Origin of the sequence: Clostridium sp., from assembly GCF_050717545.1 — a bacterium.
In the GTDB taxonomy this organism is placed as follows: Bacteria; Bacillota; Clostridia; order Clostridiales; family Clostridiaceae; genus Clostridium_AD.
In genome coordinates, this window is record NZ_JBOITN010000016.1 from 1 (window position 1) to 15512 (window position 15512).

At 30.1% G+C, this 15512-nt stretch carries 16 protein-coding genes, 2 pseudogenes and 1 other annotated feature; of the genes and pseudogenes, 11 read left to right on the forward strand and 7 right to left on the reverse strand.

Annotated features, from left to right (window positions below; all coding sequences use genetic code 11):
- Positions 1 to 135 precede the first annotated feature (135 nt).
- Positions 136 to 864 (forward strand): trypsin-like peptidase domain-containing protein, encoded by a 729-nt coding sequence (locus ACREVX_RS03055; protein WP_431542697.1) that lies wholly within the window; start codon positions 136 to 138, stop codon positions 862 to 864.
- A 13-nt stretch (positions 865 to 877) separates the two neighbouring features.
- A complete protein-coding gene (locus tag ACREVX_RS03060) occupies positions 878 to 1618 on the forward strand; it encodes a S1C family serine protease (protein ID WP_431542698.1) in 741 nt (246 codons plus the stop codon).
- A gap of 4 nt (positions 1619 to 1622) precedes the next feature.
- Here the strand turns inward: ACREVX_RS03060 and ACREVX_RS03065 are convergent, their stop codons facing one another.
- Positions 1623 to 1931, reverse strand: a complete 309-nt coding sequence (locus ACREVX_RS03065; RefSeq protein ID WP_431542699.1) for an MFS transporter — start codon at positions 1929 to 1931, stop codon at positions 1623 to 1625.
- 39 nt (positions 1932 to 1970) lie between these two features.
- Positions 1971 to 2224: a binding site (T-box leader), on the forward strand.
- Between the two features lie 106 nt (positions 2225 to 2330).
- Here ACREVX_RS03065 and brnQ point away from each other — a divergent pair.
- Positions 2331 to 3671 (forward strand): branched-chain amino acid transport system II carrier protein, encoded by a 1341-nt coding sequence (brnQ, locus tag ACREVX_RS03070; protein WP_431542710.1) that lies wholly within the window; start codon positions 2331 to 2333, stop codon positions 3669 to 3671.
- Positions 3672 to 3710: 39 nt separating this feature from the next.
- Positions 3711 to 3839 (forward strand): annotated as a pseudogene (locus ACREVX_RS03075) (TipAS antibiotic-recognition domain-containing protein); the annotation flags it as partial.
- 32 nt (positions 3840 to 3871) lie between these two features.
- Here the strand turns inward: ACREVX_RS03075 and ACREVX_RS03080 are convergent.
- Complete coding sequence (locus ACREVX_RS03080) at positions 3872 to 4135, reverse strand: Txe/YoeB family addiction module toxin (RefSeq protein WP_431542700.1); 264 nt, start codon at positions 4133 to 4135, stop codon at positions 3872 to 3874.
- 739 nt (positions 4136 to 4874) lie between these two features.
- Between ACREVX_RS03080 and ACREVX_RS03085 the strand changes: the two genes are divergently transcribed.
- Both ACREVX_RS03085 and ACREVX_RS03090 read left to right on the forward strand, forming a co-directional pair.
- Complete coding sequence (locus ACREVX_RS03085) at positions 4875 to 5711, forward strand: Ig-like domain-containing protein (protein ID WP_431542701.1); 837 nt, start codon at positions 4875 to 4877, stop codon at positions 5709 to 5711.
- Between the two features lie 128 nt (positions 5712 to 5839).
- Positions 5840 to 6034, forward strand: a pseudogene (locus tag ACREVX_RS03090) (DUF21 domain-containing protein); the annotation flags it as partial.
- Positions 6035 to 6114: 80 nt separating this feature from the next.
- On the opposite strand, the gene ACREVX_RS03095 reads toward ACREVX_RS03090, so the two are convergent.
- Positions 6115 to 8388, reverse strand: coding sequence for a lectin like domain-containing protein (locus ACREVX_RS03095; protein ID WP_431542702.1), 2274 nt, complete (start codon positions 8386 to 8388; stop codon positions 6115 to 6117).
- Between the two features lie 291 nt (positions 8389 to 8679).
- Between ACREVX_RS03095 and ACREVX_RS03100 the strand changes: the two genes are divergently transcribed.
- Positions 8680 to 9030 carry a hypothetical protein gene (locus ACREVX_RS03100; RefSeq protein ID WP_431542703.1) on the forward strand — a complete coding sequence of 117 codons (351 nt, stop codon included), beginning with the start codon at positions 8680 to 8682 and terminating at the stop codon, positions 9028 to 9030.
- Positions 9031 to 9268: 238 nt separating this feature from the next.
- Here the strand turns inward: ACREVX_RS03100 and ACREVX_RS03105 are convergent, their stop codons facing one another.
- From ACREVX_RS03105 to ACREVX_RS03120, 4 genes are all read right to left on the reverse strand, one after another.
- Positions 9269 to 9475 (reverse strand): YfbU family protein, encoded by a 207-nt coding sequence (locus tag ACREVX_RS03105; RefSeq protein ID WP_431542711.1) that lies wholly within the window; start codon positions 9473 to 9475, stop codon positions 9269 to 9271.
- A gap of 69 nt (positions 9476 to 9544) precedes the next feature.
- Positions 9545 to 10279: a DUF429 domain-containing protein gene (locus ACREVX_RS03110; RefSeq protein ID WP_431542704.1), complete on the reverse strand. Its 735-nt coding sequence runs from the start codon at positions 10277 to 10279 to the stop codon at positions 9545 to 9547.
- Positions 10276 to 10551 (reverse strand): hypothetical protein, encoded by a 276-nt coding sequence (locus ACREVX_RS03115; RefSeq protein ID WP_431542705.1) that lies wholly within the window; start codon positions 10549 to 10551, stop codon positions 10276 to 10278. The genes ACREVX_RS03110 and ACREVX_RS03115 overlap by 4 nt, the downstream gene beginning before the upstream one ends.
- 293 nt (positions 10552 to 10844) lie before the next feature.
- Positions 10845 to 11717: a cobalamin-dependent protein gene (locus ACREVX_RS03120; protein WP_431542706.1), complete on the reverse strand. Its 873-nt coding sequence runs from the start codon at positions 11715 to 11717 to the stop codon at positions 10845 to 10847.
- A 176-nt stretch (positions 11718 to 11893) separates the two neighbouring features.
- Between ACREVX_RS03120 and ACREVX_RS03125 the strand changes: the two genes are divergently transcribed.
- The 4 genes from ACREVX_RS03125 to ACREVX_RS03140 form a co-directional block, all read left to right on the forward strand.
- Complete coding sequence (locus ACREVX_RS03125) at positions 11894 to 12439, forward strand: ECF transporter S component (protein WP_431542712.1); 546 nt, start codon at positions 11894 to 11896, stop codon at positions 12437 to 12439.
- 2 nt (positions 12440 to 12441) lie between these two features.
- A complete protein-coding gene (locus ACREVX_RS03130) occupies positions 12442 to 12972 on the forward strand; it encodes a DICT sensory domain-containing protein (RefSeq protein ID WP_431542707.1) in 531 nt (176 codons plus the stop codon).
- Positions 12973 to 13221: 249 nt separating this feature from the next.
- Positions 13222 to 14631: a deoxyribodipyrimidine photo-lyase gene (locus ACREVX_RS03135; protein ID WP_431542708.1), complete on the forward strand. Its 1410-nt coding sequence runs from the start codon at positions 13222 to 13224 to the stop codon at positions 14629 to 14631.
- Between the two features lie 494 nt (positions 14632 to 15125).
- Positions 15126 to 15512, forward strand: a 387-nt coding sequence (locus tag ACREVX_RS03140) for a MurR/RpiR family transcriptional regulator (protein WP_431542709.1), incomplete at its 3' end; no start/stop codon positions are given.

Genomic DNA, 15512 nt, shown 5'->3' on the forward strand with positions numbered 1-15512 from the left:
AGAATTAAGACAAGGTTAATTAAAATAAAATTATGAGTTGCGAATATTAGATAAGATATGAGTGATAACATTCGTAGTTATTATTACTGATTTATTATCAATGCTTACAACTACATTATACGAGGAGAGATGTTTATGAGCACGTATAAAAAAACTAATTTTATTATTGGAATTCTTATTATTTCTCTAATAACTAGTATTGTAAGTGTACTTTATATATCTTTCTATAAGAAAACTAATACTTTAGCCTCTGTATTTAATTCAAAAAAACACACCCAAGATGACATAAACGAAACTATTGTAAAACTTGAACAAGGTATTGTAATGATAACTTCTAAAGGCAATTCTACTACAGGAATTATATTAAATGATGAAGGTTATATACTAACACATGAACTTCTTGATAAAACAACTCATAAAGTCTTCCTTCAAGATGGAGTCCAAATTAATTACAAAAAAATAGAATCAAAAGACTCCAATAATCTAGGCTTAAATCTAATTAAAGTTGATTCAAAATATGCTCATTCATTTGTACACCTAGGGAACTCCGATAATATAAAAAAAGGACAAGTTATATATTCCATAAGCAATCTATTTGGATATTTTGGAAGCGTAACTCGAGGAATAGTATCAATTACAAATACGAGTATAGGTACATTTAATGGTCTTATGTTAACTGATGCTGTTGCACATGACGGTTCATTAGGAGGAGCAATTTTTGATGATACGCAAAAAATTCTAGGGATTATATTAGACTATTATGTAGATCTTGATACTAAATATAATTCAGGATTGGGTGTTGTATTACCAGTAAATAAAGTGAAATTATTTTTAGAAGATAATTTAGTTAATTACTTAGAATAGGTGGTGATTTTAATTGAAAATTAGTACTCGAATTATGGGTCTGCTTTTCGCTATGGTATCTTTCTCTTTAATAATTATCGGTTTCAATAATACAGAACTTGATACAAACCCAAATCTTTATGAATCTTCTGTTTCAATTAACTCCCGTGATGACTTAACTAATTCAAGCAAACTTTTGGGCTCAGGGGTCATAATAAGCAAAGATGGTCTCATCTTAACAAATTATCATGTAGCCTATACTGCCCCATCTTTATCTGTAAAGTTTAATAATGAATCCCTTGAACAAAGTGCTACAATTGTAAAATTAGATAAATACAATGATTTAGCTCTAATTAAAGTAGATAAGAATTTCTCTCAAAAAAGTGTTGCTAACTTTGAGACTTTTAATAATATTTTTAAAGGTCAAGATGTATTTGCAATAGGAACTCCTCTTAATAAAAAGTTCTTTAACTTAATTACACATGGAATAGTAAGCAATAAAAATGTTGCTATCAAAATGTCATACAATGACGGCACTAATACTTCAGTTCTTGTAAAAAATTTAACTATGCTGGATTTTAAAACAAATGGTGGGAATAGTGGTGGTCCTCTGTTTAATTCTAGTGGTAATTTAATTGGAATTATGAGCAGTACCAACCATGAGCAAGGAGTAAGTCTTGCAATAGCAATAGAGCAAATCAATATCTTTTTAAAGGATGCTTATGCACCAAATAAGACCATAATCACCAATTTGTCTGTATTTCCGACATACTGAAATTTCACAACAAAAAAGCACCTCCTAATGCCATAGATAATTTCCCACAAAATGTCTGGCCACTAAATGTAATTGCCTCACACCTTTTTCCTGTTTTTACTTCACTGTATTCAATAGTTTCTGCTAACATTGCAGAAATAATAGGGGCTGTTGCTGCATATAAAAATTGTGTTATTGTAATCATGACCATTACCATTGCTACATTCTTATATCCCATCATAAAAAATATAATTCTAACAACTATATCAATCATTAATATACTAGATAATACACTTTTTTTAGCGAATTTGTTTAGCAAAAACAATATTGACAATCTCTTAGTAATATGTTATATTTTTTTACAAGATAAATAATAAATTTGATGACGAGAAAGAGTACGTTTTAGTATCTGTTCAAAAGAGAGTTGACATTTGGTGAGAGTCAACGTTCAGTCTATAACCGAAAATCATCTCTGAAGAGTAAACCTGAAATGTAATAAGGTTTAATGGTCGTCCACCATTACAAGGAACAGATATCGATTGGTATCTTGCTAAGCGCTATTAAAGTTAAGGATTATAATTTTAGTGGATTTTGGGTGGTAACACGTGCATAATGCTCGTCCCTTTTATAGGGACGGGCTTTTTTTATTTTATAAGGAGGTGGTTTAGTGAACAGTGACATTAACGATATAATACTTAATCTTAAAAAAAATAATATTGATGGAGGAATTACTATGAATAAATTGTCACGAAAAAATTTACTGCTAGTTAGTTTAATGCTATTTTCAATGTTTTTTGGAGCTGGAAACTTAATCTTCCCTCCTATACTTGGACAAATGTCAGGTACAAATCTTTTACTTTCGTTATCTGGGTTCCTTGCCTCTGCAGTAGGTCTACCAATCCTTGCTGTAGCTGTTGTTGCAAAAGCTGATGGTCTTCAAAATTTAGCTGGTAGGGTTAATAAATCCTTCGCACTTATTTTTACATTATTAATATATTTATCAATAGGACCATTTTTAGGCATACCTCGTGCTGCTAGTTTATCTTTTGAAACAAGCATAGCACCATTTTTAAAAGCATCAGCTACTGGTGGAACTTTGCCTCTTTTTATATATACATTATGCTTCTTTGGTTTAGCCTTTTGGTTAAGTATGACTCCTAATAAATTAATAGATCGTTTTGGTAAGGTGCTAACCCCTACTATCTTAATGCTTATATTGATAATATTTATAGGTAGTTTAGTAAAACCTATTGGTAGCTTTAATGCTCCAATTGGAGATTATGGTAACTTCCCTATATTAAAAGGATTTTTAGATGGATATATGACTATGGATGCCATTGCTGCCCTTAATTTTGGAATAGTTATTGCATTAGTTTTAAAAAAACAAGGAATTACAGATAAAAAAGCTTTAAGCTCCTATACAATAAAAGCTGGGCTTATAGCTGGTCTTGTCTTAACTTTAATATATTTAATGCTTGCATGCCTAGGCGCCGCTGCTCAAACTAGATTTGGTACTACAGAAAATGGAGCGCAAACATTAACAAAAGTAGTTTCTTATCTTTTTAATTCAAATGGTCTTATAATACTAGGTTTAGCTTTTGGACTAGCTTGCCTTACAACTTCTGTTGGTCTAATAACCTCATGTAGTGAATACTTCTCAAGGATAGTTCCAAAAGTTAGCTATAAAGTTTGGGCTTCTGGAATAACACTATTCAGTATGCTATTTGCAAATGTAGGCTTAACTAAAATACTAAGTATATCTGTACCTGTTTTAACAGCTATATATCCTATGGCAATAGTGCTTATTGTACTAGCCTTCACCCATAACTTATTTAAAGGTTATAACTCTGTATATTCCTGCAGTATGCTATTTACTGCTATTTTTAGTATATCTGATTCATTAAATCAAGTTGGACTTAAAATGTCATTTTTGAGTTCTATGCCTTTATCAAAGGAAGGGCTTGTTTGGGTATTACCATCTTTAGTTGGTGCTCTAGTAGGATTTTTGTTTAGTACAGTAAGAAATTCTGATTTTTCAAAAGACGCTTCTTTAGCTTTTAAAAAAAGAAATTAATATAGTCACCAGTTAGTATGGTCCAACTAGGCAATTTAGTACGCAGGGATTGCTCAAACGTATGTCGATGATAAAAGATTCAAAGCATACTATGATAATGATCAACCTGATACAGCAGCTTTTTTAAGAGATGCTATTTTGATTTACACAGGTTTGAAAAAGCAATAAAATAATTGTGGACACATTATCATTAACACTTATTATTGATAATGTGTCCACATTCTTAAAATCTTAATTGTATTTTCATTTTCATAAACATCATAAATTAATCTATGCTTTATATTAATCCTTCGAGAATAGAAGCATTTTAAATCGCCTATAAGTTTTTCATATGGTGGTGGAGTTTGATAAGGATTTTCTTTTATTATCTTTAGCAGTTCCTTTGCTTTTTTATCTAAACTATAGGATTCTAATTTTTTAGCATCCTTTTGAGCTTGCTTGGTGAAGACTATAATATATCCCATCCTATATCCTCCAAAGACTTACACTCTTCAAGAGGCTCATTAGCTCCATCTAAAATACTTTCCCTCATGCCAGGTATTCCTAAAAGATATAAAATCTCTTGAATTGATGACCAATCCTCCAGTATAGTATATGAATTTGTTCTTTATATTCTAGCAACAAAGATTGAAGATATTAGTTTGCGTTAAAGAACTTATCCTCTTAAGCTTCTTTGATTGGGCCAAGGCTATAAATTTAATGTTATGCTCTGCTAGATTTATGTTGCTGCATTGGGTTGAAGTTAAAGAATATATATTAATTTGCATTATCAAATTGACACATCAAAGAATACTATATTACATTGTCAATCATTTGATTTAAGAGGAGGCTAAATATTCTATGAATACTAATCTAAATAAACCCATAATGAGAGTTGCAATCGCACTAGCTATTATAATTAGCTTAGTTATTCTAGTTTTAACATTAATTTTCGTTAAAAATTAAATAACAATTAAAAAAATTCATAAAAACATTACGCTGGGGTCAACTAATTTAGATTTAGGAAAAGTTACTGATGCAAAAAAAAGCTTTAACCGAGCAGTTTCCCTGAAGAAAGAAAATAAAGAAACATATATTCTAATTAAGTATCAGTACTTAAAGTCAGGAAGGTTAGATGATGCACTCTCAATTTTAAAAGAAGGAAAAAGCAATAAGATAACAGGACTTGAGAGTCTTATTGGTGATATAAAACAAAAGTTCGAGGTGTCAAAACTGGAGAATCAAATATATCAGAATGAAATTTATTCCTTTCCTGAAAAAGCCAAATTCAAAATAAACAATGAAGAAACAGAGCTGCCCGTTACGTGGAAAACTACAAAGATAGACGCTAGTAAATTGGGAGACTTTGTTTTCGAAGGTGTCGCTGACCAATATGAAAGGCCGATTAAATTAATTCTTCACATAACTGCTAAAATTGTATCAACTGAAGAAACAAGTACTTCTATAATTCAGGGTCAAGGATACAAATTACCTTTAGTTGTTAGCGCTACTTTTAGTGACCAAACCATTAAAGAAGTTTATGTTAAATGGTTTCCCCAAAAAGTAGATATTAGCAACGTAGGGACTCAAAATTTTATCGGAACTATTGTAAATTATGAGAAAAAGATAAAAATGCAGGTTATTGTTAAGCCTAAGCCAATAGTATACTCAAAGCAAATCGGTTATATATCTGAGACATATGAAGAAAATGGGAAAAGATATTTAAGATATGACGATGTAATATTTTTAACAGGAGATGCAGCGGTGCAAGCATCTATAAAAAATGGAACTGCTCAATATGAAAATGGAGAATATTACGTAGATGACGATTATTGCATTATTAATAATAACCCGGAGACAAAACGCTATGTTATATCCAATGATGCTTCAATAAATCTTATGGGGTGGGTACTATACCCTGATAATGGTGATATTAATAATCATCCTACTACCTATGCTACCTTTAAAAAATGTCTTTCTAATAACTATGGTCGTTTGTTATGTTATATCTATACCCAAAACGATGTAATTGTAAAAGTAGAAGGACAATATGTACCTTAAGTTTTAGAAAGAATTTCCGACATACTGAAATTTTACAACTATTTAAAATATTTTCTTTACACACTAATAAGTGAGAAACTAAATTGAAAGTTTCACTTCAAAACTTTGTAAGGGTTAAGTAGATACTAATTACAATGTATACTGCGCTACTATTCATAATGTTTTATAATATAACTTTTCTAATAATGTGGGCGTTTAATCATAGCACTAGCTTAGTGTTAAATGTTTTTGGTGTATCTGTTATAGATGAACATGAAGCAGCTCATACTGATGAAGAAATAAAATTATTAGTTGAGAAAAGTTATAATCATGGTTTAATAGATATAAAAGGGCACTGAAGTTTTCAGTGCCCTTTTTGTTGCCAACTAGTGCTATCCTAATTTAATTTAATTTAGTTTATAGACTATGGTCTTGCATGAACTACTGCACTCCAATTGCTATATACTCTTGTTCTTCCAACAGTTCTGTAAGATTTTATTTTATAGTAATACGTTCTTCCAGTTGTTAATTTTGAATTTGTATAATACTTATATGTGGTTCTTGTTAATAAACTATAGCTTCCTGTACTCGAAGTCGCTCTATATACTTCATAACCACTTGCTCCAGTTACTCCACTCAACGTAAGTTTAATGCTTCTAGAACTTATTCGAGCAGCTTTAACATTTGTAGGTGAAGCTGGTATTGGTCTTGCACTTATCACTGCTGAACAGACACCGTAAACTTTAACAGTGCCAACCATTCTATAGGATCTAACTTTATAGTAATAAGTACTATTTGTTGTAAGTCCAGTGCTGTTATAGCTTGTAGCCGTCGTGGCATATCTTGATGTATTAGCTCCTGCAGCAGATGTTGATTTGTAAACTTCATATCCGCTTGCGCTAGCTACTGCACGCCAACTAACTTTAATACTGTTATATGATGATGATGATGCTTTTACACTTGTTGGGATTCCGGGTATAGTTATCCACTTTGCGTAAAGTGTTATATTTGAAGTCACCTTATTAGTTGTAAAGTTCCATGCATTTAAACATCCAACCTCTTTATACCAACCTCCAAATGCATAACCTGTCTTTGAAGGCGTAACTGGGGCTGTAATTAGACTGTTATAATGTGTAGTCTTACTCGTTACTTTGCTTCCCCCTTGGCTATTAAATGTAACTAACACTTTTTGTACAGGGGTACTTACTGTTTTAGTAAATGCCTTTATGCATACATTTGAATTAGTAAGACCATAATCAGATACCAAGTCATACCAGGTTGACCCATTTGTACTTAAATAACTTTCTCCTGAATTTGCTTTGGCATTACTAGAATAATTACTAAGTGGCGTCTCAAACGCTACTGGATAATTGTAACCAGGAGTTGTAAGTTTAATAGTTACAGCAAATTTCTTATTTGATGTAAGTTGTACACCTGTACTTAATTGAACAGTATGATACCCCATATTACTTATAGTTCCTGATTTAGTTGATTTTAATCCACTAAATATTCCACCATTAACTGTATCATATATTTTTATTTCATAACAAGTATTTGGTGCTGTAGTATAAAAACCTGTTGCTGATAATGTCTGATTTGAAGTGGCAGTAAATACGTTTGCTGCATAACAAGAATTTGTATAAAGCCCTATAGAACTAACCCAACCAAGTGGATCACGTTGATATATGGAACTATAATTATTCACTGGTTCAGCATTATTGAAGGACATATTATTTAAACAGGAGTAGTAATCCTCATATGAAATATAGAAATAACCACCTTCTCCCCATTTTGACCCCCAACTATTTCTAATTATGAATGCACCATTATTTTTAGGTATACTCCCCCAGGGGTTATTAAATTTATTTTTACTATAGTTATCATCCCACCCTACAATTGTAACAGCATGGTTAGTTCTAAAGCCACCATAATCACAAAAATATGACTTATTTGTTTCATCATAAAAATAATTATTATAGAACATACTGGTATAAATAGCACCTTTATTGTTAAGAGTTTCTTTAATGTTTTTTTTGACATTATCCCAACTCGTACCTGTTATATAATCAGCATTCTGAATATGCTTTTGAGCCTTTAAATTGGTTGGAGTGTTAGGAGTATTATATGGATCGTCACTTTCACTTATTGCTCCACTCCATTTACTTAGATAAGCCATTGACATCTGCTCATTTCCTCCATCATTAGGTGTAAAATCATAACCATGAGTACGCATTAAATTATCTTCTGAAAAATCATTTATACTTGATGGACGTAAAGAGGATTCTAATGATCCATAAGTTGCAAAGGCCCAGCAACTTCCATAATTACCTTGATCTCTTACAGGTGAGAGTTTATTTTTTATAGTTCTTAAATCAAATTTTGATGGTAAGGATGAACTTGTTAATCCTTTGGATGAAATTTGTGTTTTCTTATCTATTTTAAAGAAATCTTTTGTTGGTGGAGGTATGTATCCAAGCTTATCCTGATTCATACCTAATACATTTGGAAGATTAGATTTATATAAAAGCTCACTATTTTTTTCCGTTTGATACTTAATAAACTCTGAATTCAGAGGTGCAGTAGATAAAGCTGGGATGCGATTTTTTGCAAAGATAATATTACTTGGCAAAATAATATTCGCCAAAAGTAATAGCATAACTAAAACAGAATTTAACTTTCTAAAATTTCCTTTTTTCAATGTTTAATAACCCCCATTCATAATCATACTTGGTTTAACTTTAGATGCCATTTTTATTATTTAATGTTGCGATTACAATATATGTATAAATTATAAAAATGTTTCCTAATTACTTACAATTATTTAAGAAACCTAATATAGATTATTAAATGCTTAGTTAATGGAGTATAGAATATTAATTAATAAGTTTGAATAAGTATTAAGTGTAAGGAATATTAATATTATATAAACTATATTATTGAAATAGAATAATTTATAATTAATAATAAATATGAATAAGAGGTGAATAGTTTGTCATTTAAATCTAAATGTGGTTTGATTATTGTAATTTTAGTTTTAGTAGGAATTCCTTTTATGTATGGTTGTGCAAATTCTAAAACTAAAAATCCTGAAATTGTTGGGGTAGATACTTTTAGCGGCGTTGTAAGAAGTATTGAAACTATTGAAACTAATGTTTTTTTAGTTGTTAGCAAAGATAGTAAAGATACCGTCTATTATGCAAGCACGGACAGTGATGTTGCAACGGAAGTTTTAAAGCTTAATGTTGGTGATTATGTAGATATAAAATATGTACTTGGAACTCCACAAAAATATAAAGAAATAATGGCCATGCCACTATCAAATGTTAAAGTTATAAAATAAATTAATTGACAGCTTTATAATGAGTTTAGAAATATCATTCTAAGTAGGAAATTTATATAAAATAAAAAAGCTCTTAGGCGACTAACGCTTACGGGCTTTTGATTTAAGTGCTTCTTGTATCATTACAGGTTCAATATCACACTACATAAAACCACACTTAAATACTAAGTACTTGCTGCACATTTGATTAAGATTAAAGTCTATGCCCTTGGCCTTTTTAATTTTAGAAAATAATAGCCTACATAAATGTTTGTAATTTAATTAAATTTCCGAAGTTAGCATATAGATAATAAGAACCTTCTTCATTACCATCGAAGCCAGCATAAGTTATATCATGTTTATCAATATGTTGCTTCTCTTCTGCTGACAATTCACTTGAAGAGTCATCCAACTCTCTATACATTTGTAACACATCATATACAAATTGTGATACTAATTCAGGTATTTCTCTATCAAAACCTAAAAAGAAACTTCTTTAACACCATTTACCCACCTATTCATAAACTCCCACTCCCTAACAGTTTGCATAAACCATTTGCATCATTATACCTTTCGAATCCATCATTGGATTTTCAGGAATTCGCTTAGTTCCATTTTCAATACCCATTTTGCCAATCACTGCTAAGCACAATGCATCAATAACATCATCAATCTTCTTCCTTGATGGTACATCATATAAAAACTTATTGATAACTTTGTTAGCCTCAGGATAATATCTTCTAATTATTTCAAGGCGTTTGTGTTGACCTTCCATTAGTTTTTTATTTTCAATCACTGGTCTATTATCATTTAACTTTGAAAAACAAAGTTCAGGATGACTTTCAACTAACTTGTTTTTCCATTGAACGTTATTGCGTAAAAATTCATCAACTTGCTTTATTGCTTTGCTTATACCCAAAGTTTGTTCTGAGAGACTTTTGCCTAAAACAGCAATATTTTGTTCTCTAGCAGTTAATTTATCCTCTGCATATACAGCTTGTCTACAAGGCACTTCAAATATACTAGAGCCTTTCTTCCCAAGTTCCTTCCGCGCAATATATTCTGGCCGTTTATCACTTCTACTCTCAGGAAGACCGATTGGAATATCAATTATATAACTATCAGCCCCAGGGTATCTATTGCATATCTCCATTATAGTATTAAATTTTTCCACCTCAAAATGCTTCTCGGTTATATAAACTGCAACCCACTTACCCTTGCAGGCATCTATTCCAACACTGCTGAAGCTATTATTTAATTGAATTTTCATTGACTTTCCCCAATCCACCTATGCAAAATATGTTCGCAAAGAATGTTAATCTGTTCCTCTCCTTTTACTGAAAATATTTGTTTCTGAATTTTTTCCAAATTATAGTGCTTATAACATGGTCGTTCCCAAGATTTTAGGAAACTATATTCGCCGCCATTTTCAGAAAGCTTTTTTAAAACATTTTTAATATTACAAACTGTTGGTATAACCTTTTCAGATTTTATCTTTTTCCCCCGTAACTCATAAGGTAAATCAAATGGTTTATTATACAATTCAATCCCTCCAATTTAACTATAACATTATTCCATAAATTTTTGCCTTTATCTTTTACTTACCATTAGAAAGTAAAACCTGTGCGTATACACTTCTAGATTTTACAACAGGTTCGTATCAGACAACCAATATATGTAAAGTTTGTATAAAGATTATATTGTGTAATTAAGGTCACACCCACATTAGATGCCCATCCTCGCCTAACTAACCGTGCATTCCCATATACTAGGTGGCTGATGCGACCCCATTACAAAAATTGGTAAGAACTCCTTCACTTGCCACGTGGATGGCACTATAATTGTTCCGCTAATAAAACTAACTCTTGAAGATTTCTCGCAAAACCATCCGCACCAATTTCATGCCATAGGTTAGGGTTCTTATCAAATGCATTTCCTCCTACGATAATTTTTACATTTTTAAGTTTTGTTTTACTCTTTATCAATTTAATAACATTTTCAATGGTGGCTACATTATATTGCATTGTTGCAGACATTACTAACAATTGGCACGAGTAAATCTCTAAAGTTTCTACTATGCTATATATTGGAGTATTATTACCTAAGTAATAGGTTTTCCATCCATCCATATCCAATAAATCTTTTGCCATCTTTAAAGGGATTTCATGTAACTCACTAGCAGGTAAAGCCATTAAGACATTACTACTATTACTAGATTTTTTTTGAATAAAAGCATTTAATTGATTCATATTAGTTTCTATTGTATGCAAAAAAAAATGTTCTTGCGCAATAGATACCTGTCCATTTTCCCATAGTACCCCAATCATCAAAAGACTTTTTTCAAAAATTACTCGATATATATCTTTTACTTGGATGCCACCCTTAGCTAGTTCCATTATTAATTCTGTGGCTGCATGATTATTATCTTCCATTAAATCCTTTAAAAAACTTTCTTGAGCTTCCTCTAATTTCAGTAGATATTCTGTATCATTTAAGTTATAATCCAAAATTTCTCTCCCTAAAAGCTCATCTAATGAAACATGAAAATAATCGGCTATATTTTTAAGTGTAGCTTGATTGGGAAATCTAATTCCACTTTCATAATTTGCCACAGTTGTTTGGGCTAAACCCAAAATATAGGCCAAATCCTTTTGTTTTAGATTTTTTCCATTTCTTAGAGATTTCAAATGTTCTCCTAAATAATGCATTATGCATCCTCCTATAAAATAAAGCTAATTTATAATTTTACTAAATATAGTTATATTATAATACAAAATGAAATAAAACTATACAGATAAACCTTTATATATTTCGTTGCGTGTAGTATACTCTAATTGAAGTTTTAAAAGGGGGTGAACATATCATTAAATACTCTGCTAAACAAATAGTTAGGATAGCTATATTTAGCACTATATCCTTTATATTAATGTTCTTGAATACTAGCTTACCTCTATTCCCACCTTTTTTAAAAGTGGACTTAAGTGAAATACCTGCGGTTATTATGTTGCTCACAGGAGGTGTTTATGAATCAATATTTGTTAGTTTAATAAAGAACATTATACACTTTACTGTATCACAATCAGCTGGAATTGGAGAATTAATTAATTTTATAATATCATCATCCTTTATTATACTTATTCATTTCTTATATAACAAAACAAAAAAAATAAAAATAAGTTTATTTTTATCTACAATTATTATCAGTATACTATCTGCACTTGTAAATTATTTTATTATGTTTCCATTATATAGTATCTTGTTAGGTGTTAACAAACAAATGATTCTTAATTTAGCTGCTACTTTCAATCCCATTGTAGTTAATTTAAGCCTATATTTTATCTTAATTATTATTCCGTTCAATTTAATTAAGTTTACCATTGTATCAATATTATCTTGTAATTTGTTCAACAAAATTAAAGGAGGATTTTAAAAATGAAAAACTTTTCAATTTATGATGAAATATTTAAAAACGTTGACGAGAATTTTATTAAAATGTCTAGTAATGAATCGGACAAAACCTTTTCTATAGCAAATATTAAATATGAAACTCAGATCCCAAATTTAGAAAGAATGTGTCTTATAATGGAAAGTGTGGCACTAAATAAGAAAAGAGAGGGTACCATATATGCAGGTTTTCAAAAAATATCTAGAGCTAAAAAAATCTGGGATAGATATTTGAAAATTGCTGATAATGTAGATAAAATATACTTATTTGGAGAAAAAGATGCTACCCTAGAGTCCCACCCAAACATTGAGTTCGTTTATTTACCTCCTAACCACAAACTAATGAGGGAATGGTTTTTGGTAATGGATATAAAGTTTAGTAAAAATATGATGGTAGCATATGATTTAGATGGCTTTGGAAATTTGCCCATTGATAGAGATAGGCACTTCAAAGGAGCAAAAACTGTTAACATTACTCACATTGATAATACAATAAAACTATTAAAAACTATAATATAATGTTTTAAGCTTTTTTTAAGATAAACTCAATAAATAATTCAATGGAAAATATCCCATATCATTCTTTAATATGGGATATTTTTCATGCTAAATTTCAGCTGAGAAATGATGCTTTATTTATATAATTCTTAACAGCTAAAACATATTTACAAATGTATTTTCCAACTTTTTCATCATTATAAATTATAAAAAGAGATAGTTGCTGTAAGGTAAAAGAAAAAATAATATGTAATAATGGGGCTGATAATAATGATTTTACAAGAAAGAATTAAAGTTTTAAACAATAAAAAAACAATTGATAATCCATATGTAGTTTACTGGATGCAATGTTCTCAAAGAACAGAGTATAATCATGCCTTAGAGTATGCAATAATACAAGCCAATGAACTTAAAAAGCCATTAGTTGTGTATTTTGGATTAACTGATAATTATCCAGAGGCTAATGAAAGACACTACTATTTTATGTTAGAGGGATTAAAAGAAGTGAAAACAGAATTAGCAAGAAGAAATATTAAAATGATTATTAGAAAAATATCTCCTGAAAGTGGAGCTTTAGAAATATCATCGCTTGCAGCCTTAATGGTTGTAGACCGAGGATATTTAGCGTTAGAAAGGAAGTGGAGAACATTTTTAGCTCAAAATGCGAAATGCTCTGTTGTACAGGTGGAAACTAATGTAATTGTACCTGTAGAAGTAGCTTCTATAAAAGAAGAATATTCTGCATATACCCTTAGAAATAAGATAAGTAAAAAATTAGAGGAGTTTACATTGCCACTTAACGAGGGAGAATGTGATGAATATTCTACTGATTTGGAGCTTCCTTTTGATGAATATAATCTAGAAGATATTGATAAGGCTATTTCAGAACTTAAAATTGATAAAACCGTGAAGAAGATCCTGTATTATACGGGTGGTACTAGTAAGGCCAAGCTATTATTAGAAGATTTTATTTCCAATAAATTATCACATTATAGTGAACTTAAAAATGAACCTTCAGAAGTTTATTCTTCTAATATGAGTCCATATCTGCATTTTGGTCAGATTTCTCCTTTGTATATATATATAAAATTAATGGATGTACATATTGAAGATAAAAAAGCATTTTTAGAAGAATTAATAATACGAAGAGAATTAAGTATGAATTTTGTTTATTACAATGATAAATATGATTGTTATGAATCTCTTCCATCTTGGGCTAAGAATACCCTTGAAAAGCACTTGGTAGATGCCAGGGAGTTTATTTATTCACTAGAAGAACTAGAAGAAGCTAAAACTCATGATGCCTATTGGAATGCTGCACAAAAGGAAATGCTTATTACAGGTAAAATGCATGGCTATATGAGAATGTATTGGGGAAAGAAAATATTAGAATGGAGTAAAACTCCAGAAGAAGCTTATAATTCAGCTATTTATTTAAATAATAAATATCTTTTAGATGGGCGAGATGCAAATGGATTTGCGGGGATAGCTTGGTGCTTTGGCAAGCATGATAGACCTTGGGGTGAGAGGGCCATCTTTGGAATGGTTAGATTTATGAATGATAAGGGATTAAAAAGAAAGTTTAATATGGAAAGATATTTACAAAAAATTAAAGCTTTATCTTGTAATTCAATCCCTGACAAGGAACATGAAAAAATTGAACAAACATCATTATTTTAAATTAGCATAGCTACTTACAATGAGGTCATTTTACTAGCCTATAAAATGTAAAACTCTGATTTTATTGTGAAGTTGCTATAAAATATTGTAGTCACTTTATATATTTTATGTATAATGAAAAAAAGTATGTGTTAGAATGTATTCAATATATATATTAAAACTAGTAGTTATGCAGTTTAATACATATAATTACAATTTTTAGGACACCGACATAAACTATTGCATAAATTAGAAATATTTACGGAATAGCATTGAGCGCATTTAGTAGTCATCTTAAGAGAAAGTCTATTAAAAAAAGTAATTTATTTTATGAAATTAGTATGATTTTGAGTATTATAATATTTTTTCCTGTAGCATTTATTAATGGCTTAGTTTTTAATGTATTGGGAATTCCAATCATTAGTTTTAAATAACGTGTAGGGTAATTCCACCATGGTAATGTACTCAAGCTAAGCATACACAAAACACCCTAATAATTTATAGGTGGTGATCATATGAGAGCGATAATTAAACTAGAGAATTATTTAAATAATTGTACTGATGGTGAAAGACAAGCTGTTTTATATATGGTACAACATACTAAAGAAATGGTTGATCAAGATATTCATAAAATAGCTAAAATATGTTATTGTTCAAGCGCCACGATAGTGCGTTTAGCTAAAAAGAATGGTTATAAAGGGTTTAGAGAATTGAAGAAAGAATTAATTTTAGATTTAAATAATATTGATAATATAGATAGTATAGATAGTATTGATATTGATAATTTAAAGTCAGAGGCTACTGATCAAGTGTTTGTTGATATTACAAATAATAATATAAGAGCTATTAAACAAACTGCAGAATTAATTGATTATAATATTTTATTAGAAGTTGTTCACTTA